Source organism: uncultured Caballeronia sp., from assembly GCF_964243625.1.
Taxonomy (GTDB): domain Bacteria; phylum Pseudomonadota; class Gammaproteobacteria; order Burkholderiales; family Burkholderiaceae; genus Caballeronia.
The window spans coordinates 1-4,761 of sequence record NZ_CAXTGZ010000473.1 but is presented as its reverse complement, the minus strand read 5'-3'; the positions used below and the strand labels follow the sequence as shown (position 1 = coordinate 4,761).

At 59.2% G+C, this 4,761-nt stretch carries 6 protein-coding genes and 1 pseudogene; 1 reads left to right on the top strand and 6 read right to left on the bottom strand.

Annotation, left to right across the window (positions count from 1 at the left end; genetic code table 11):
• Positions 1–202 (bottom strand): annotated as a pseudogene (locus ACFFAR_RS25025) (dihydropyrimidine dehydrogenase); the annotation flags it as partial.
• A 51-nt stretch (positions 203–253) separates the two neighbouring features.
• On the bottom strand, positions 254–1,513 hold the full coding sequence (locus tag ACFFAR_RS25020) for a Zn-dependent hydrolase (RefSeq protein WP_062002693.1): 1,260 nt from the start codon (positions 1,511–1,513) through the stop codon (positions 254–256).
• A 354-nt stretch (positions 1,514–1,867) separates the two neighbouring features.
• Here ACFFAR_RS25020 and ACFFAR_RS25015 point away from each other — a divergent pair, with 354 nt between their 5' ends.
• Complete coding sequence (locus tag ACFFAR_RS25015; RefSeq protein WP_062002692.1) at positions 1,868–2,551, top strand: TetR/AcrR family transcriptional regulator; 684 nt, start codon at positions 1,868–1,870, stop codon at positions 2,549–2,551.
• Between the two features lie 120 nt (positions 2,552–2,671).
• Here the strand turns inward: ACFFAR_RS25015 and ACFFAR_RS25010 are convergent, their stop codons facing one another.
• The 4 genes from ACFFAR_RS25010 to ACFFAR_RS24995 form a co-directional block, all read right to left on the bottom strand.
• Positions 2,672–2,998, bottom strand: coding sequence for a DUF4148 domain-containing protein (locus tag ACFFAR_RS25010; protein ID WP_062172407.1), 327 nt, complete (start codon positions 2,996–2,998; stop codon positions 2,672–2,674).
• Between the two features lie 312 nt (positions 2,999–3,310).
• Positions 3,311–4,006, bottom strand: coding sequence for a histidine utilization repressor (hutC, locus tag ACFFAR_RS25005; RefSeq protein WP_062172406.1), 696 nt, complete (start codon positions 4,004–4,006; stop codon positions 3,311–3,313).
• Positions 4,007–4,115: 109 nt separating this feature from the next.
• Positions 4,116–4,604, bottom strand: a complete 489-nt coding sequence (locus tag ACFFAR_RS25000) for a GNAT family N-acetyltransferase (RefSeq protein ID WP_375508643.1) — start codon at positions 4,602–4,604, stop codon at positions 4,116–4,118.
• Positions 4,605–4,610: 6 nt separating this feature from the next.
• Positions 4,611–4,761, bottom strand: a 151-nt coding sequence (locus ACFFAR_RS24995; protein WP_375508644.1) for a CrcB family protein, incomplete at its 5' end; no start/stop codon positions are given.

Sequence of the window (4,761 nt, the reverse complement as noted above, 5' to 3'; positions counted from 1 at the left end):
CGATCTTGCGGATGAAGCTCGGGATATCGATCTTCGTAGGACACGCATTGATGCACGGCGCGTCGTAACAATAGTGGCAACGGCTCGATGCAGCCGCTGCCGCGGTTGCATCGAGGAGCGGCGCCACGTCCGAGAACTCACACGCCAGTTGCTCTTGCGACAGCCTTTGCGGGGCAATGTCGCCGGTAGGCTTCATGGTCATACGCGTCCTTCCTGATTGTGGGGATTTTTATATGGGTGCGGCGCTTGTTTGTTACTGACCGGCGCGTTCCAGCATGGCGTGAAGCAGCACGTTCGCGCCCGCTTCGATCCATTCTTCCGAGGCATCCTCGATCTCGTTATGGCTGATCCCGTCGACGCAGGGTACGAAGACCATCGATGTCGGTGCGACCTTCGACAGGTAACACGCATCGTGTCCCGCGCCTGAGACGATGTTCCTGTGCGGATAACCGAAGCGCTCGGCGGCAGCACGCACGGACGCGACGCAGGCGGTATCGAATGCAATGGGTGCGTAGTAGAAGATCTGTTCGAGCTGCGTTTCAAGGCCGATACCACTCGCTATCTTCTCCACGCCTTCACGCAACGCGGCATCCATTTTGGCGAGCACGGCGTCATCGGGATGACGGAAGTCGACGGTGAAGAACACGCGTCCGGGAATCACGTTGCGCGAGTTCGGATGCACTTGCATCATGCCGACCGTCGCGCATGCGAGCGGCGCGTTATCGAGCCCGATACGATTCACGAGCTCCACCACGCGCGACGCGCCGAGCAATGCATCGCGACGCCGCGGCATGGGCGTAGGACCCGCATGCGCCTCCTGCCCCGTCAGCGTGATCTCGTACCAGCGCTGGCCTTGCGCGTCGGTGACCACGCCGATGGTCAGGTTCTCCGCTTCGAGAATCGGTCCCTGTTCAATGTGCAATTCAAAGGCCGCATGCAGCTTTCGTCCGCCGCAGGGTTCGCTGCCGGCATAACCGATTCGCTGCAGTTCCTCGCCGATCGTCTTGCCATCCACGTCCTTGCGCGACAGGCCGTAGTCGAGCGTAAACTCGCCTGCAAACACGCCGGAGGCCACCATGGCCGGTGCGAAACGCGAGCCTTCCTCATTCGTCCAGATCACGACTTCGACCGGATGCTCGGTCTCGATACCGCGATCATTGAGCGTGCGGATCACCTCGATACCACCAAGCACGCCATAGATGCCGTCGAAGCGTCCGCCCGTCGGTTGCGAGTCCGCGTGCGACCCCGTGACGACCGGCGCGGCGTCCAGGTTGCGTCCCGCGCGCCGCATGAAGACGTTGCCCATCTGGTCGACGGTCACCGTGCAGCCAGCTTCCTTCGCCCAGCTCACGATCAGGTCGCGCCCTTCCTTGTCGAGATCCGTGAGGGCAAGGCGGCACACGCCGCCCTTCGGCGTTGCGCCGATCTTTGCCATCGTCATGAGACTTTCCCAGAGACGTTTGCCGTTGACCCGGATCGACGTGTCCAGTGCTGAATCGGTTACCGCGTTCATGTCGCGTTCTCCTTGGTGTATCGCTTGAATGTGGGGTTACTACCCATACGAAACTGGTGCATCGACGCCGGCTTTGGGGCGCACTTGCACGTCTCTTGTGCAGCTTGCACGTCTCCCGCAGCAACGTCCAATATCCTGTTCGATGCCGCTTCGCAAATCCTGTCCAACTGGACAGGTTGTAGCCGATTAATATTGGCAAATCAACGTCTTTCGGGGTTTCCGATAGTTCGAAAGACAGAGCGAGAAGCGTGCCATTGCGATGCAGCAGAGTCGCTTGACAGCGTTGAGATGCGTTGAGCAGCGCGGGCATCAAACCGAATAGAATGAGGCGCGCAGCGCCATTCGAGGATAACGATGAGAGACGACGAAGCGACAGCCGAGGCAGTGAAAGACGACGCCGCGCCCACTCCATTGCGGCGGCGCAAGGCACACATACGCGAGACCAACGAAGCGCATCTTCTGGCATGCGCCGAAGCGGTTTTCGCGGAACGCGGCCTCGAAGGCGCGAGCACGGCGATGATCGCGGAACGCGCAGGCTTGCCGAAAGCCAACCTGCATTACTACTTTCCGACAAAGCTCGCGTTGTATCGCAGAGTGCTGGAGGATTTGTTCGATGACTGGCATCGTGCGGCCGATACGTTCGAAACCAGTGACGATCCGGTCGAAGCCATCAGCGGTTACGTGCGGACAAAAATGGAGTTGTCGCGGCGCCGGCCGCTCGGCTCGAAAGTCTGGGCAAGCGAGATCATTCACGGCGCAGTGCACATGCAGGACATCCTGACAGAGCGGGTCAAGCCGTGGCTCGATACACGCGTCGTGGTAATCGACAGATGGGTCGCGCATGGGTTGCTCGAGCCCACCGATGCGCAGACCTTGCTCTTCATGATCTGGGCGACGACCCAGCATTACGCGGATTTCGATGCGCAGATTCGCGCGCTGAAAGGCAAGCGGGCGTTATCGCAGAAAGCCTTCGATACCTCCACCGAAGAAGTCGTCAAGCTCGTGATTCGTGCATGCGGCGCGAAGTCGCCGAGCTGACCGAGCGGTCGAAACGCAAAAAACTCGCCGGCCGCGTTGCTGCGGAGGGCGAGTTTTTTGGGTGGCGCGTGGTGCCGTTACCGGCGTCGCACTACGTTACTGCCAAGACCTGACTACCGATTAGTGACCGAAGAACACCGATCCGGGAGTATTTTGCGCCGGCGCTACCGAGCTGCGAACGCCTGCTGCCGAGGTGCCGCTCGTCGACGGGCCATACGATGTCGCTGCCTGGTTTTGTGCATCCACGCGCGCTTGTGCGGCTTGAATGTTGGCCGGGTAGTTGATCTGGTCGCTCGACGGGTTATAGCCGGCCTTTTCCAGTTGAACCAGTTGCGCCTTCACTTCGGCGCGCGTGACCGGGCCGTTGTCGTTGCTCTGGGCAAACGCGAAGGTCGGAGCTGCAAGTGCCGACACGATGACAACTGCGGGAATGAGTGACTTGAACATGGTGAAACCTCCAGTATTTTGTTTGTCGTCTCGAAGCGATTTCAGAAGTTAATAAGCGGTTTCTGAATTCGTTTTCGGATGTAAGAAGTCTATGCTTCCGACCTTGGAGGGAAAACCCTTATTTACGCGAAACATCATTGTTCATTTCGCAACAATCAAAGGTGGGACTAGCACGAGATGGGTATTTTTTACTGAATAAAACTGTTTCAGGGTAAAAATAGGTGGGAGTCTGGGCAATCCAGCCCTCGAAAATGACAGTAATGTCATATTCGACAACAATGCCGCTGTCGCGCCGACGTTGCCGCCAAAAAGCTAGAAGTGTCCGGTGAATTGATACCGGTCGCCGGGATGCCAGAGATTTGCCACCGACGCCACCGCATCCCGCGACCACGTCCGCCGATGCAACATGAGACAAGGCGCACCGTTTTTCATCGATAAAGCGAGCCCCGTCCCCTCATCCGGCAGCGCGGCTTCAATGCGGTACTCGACGCGCTGCAGGGGCGCTGCAACCATCAGGTACTGATTCGGCGTGATCCTGGTGAAATCCTGCCGCGCGTATTCCGGCGCCAGCGCGGGGTTGACCCAGCGCTCCTCCAGTTGAATGGGCAAATCATTTTCGAAATGCAGCACGCGCGAATGAAACACGGGACTGCCTTCGGTCAGCTTCATTTCAAGCGCAAGGCGTTCATCCAGTACGGATGCGCCAAGGTGCATGACCTCCGCCCGGTGCGCATGGCCGCGTCCGATGATTTCATCGGAGATGCTGCGGATTTCGACCAGCGTCGATGCGTATTTCGGTTGCGCCACAAACGTGCCGGCACCCTGGACGCGCGTCAGGATCTGCTCGGCGGTCAGCTCGCGCAGCGCGCGATTGACGGTCATTCGCGCGACCTTGAAGTCGCGTGCAAGCTCGTTTTCGGATGGTACCTGATCGCCCTCCTTCCATTCGCCCGCATGAATGCGCGTGAGAATGTGATCCTTGATTTCCTGGTACGCGGGCGTACTCATGCTGAAGTTACAGCGTCCATTTCGGCGGTTCCTGTCTATACAAGTATCGGCGCAGTCTAAACAAACAAAAGCCCTATAACAAGGCCGGGAATCACCTTAACTCGGGACTTCAAACGCGCTTCGAAAGGTTGTCTATACCGGATCGAGGCGTTTCTGCATGCGGAAGTTGGTCAGGCGTGCGCCGCGCACTTCCACGACTTGCGACCGGACGACCTCGAACCCGCGCGCTTCGAAGAACGGCCGGGCGGTTAGGCTCGGTATCGATGATGGCGAGATGCTGGTTCCGCGCTTCGGATTCGATCTGATCGAGCAGCGCGTTCGCCGCACCCGCGCGCTGATGTTCCGGATGCACGAACAACATGTCGATATGCCCATCGCTCTGAAGATCGCCGAATCCGGCAACCGCGCCGTCGACAAGCGCAAGCCATGTTGGCCGATCGAGCCGGCGCCGGGCCCATACATCGCGGTCCGCTTGCGCCCAGGCATCGATTTGAGCGGCGTCGTAATCACGCGATGCGACCTCGCGGATCGCGCGCAAAAAGACATTGATCACCGCATCGAGGTCGGACGGTTCATAACGCCGGATGACAATCGCCATGTGATTTCAGCGCGTAAGCGACACCGTCGCGATACCCAGGATGGTCATCACGACCGATGCCAGCACATGAATGGCGATCTCGCCCGCGGCCCAGCCGTAACGCCCCTGCTGCAAGTGCGCGACGACTTCGACGGAAAAGGTGGAGAAGGTGGAGAGC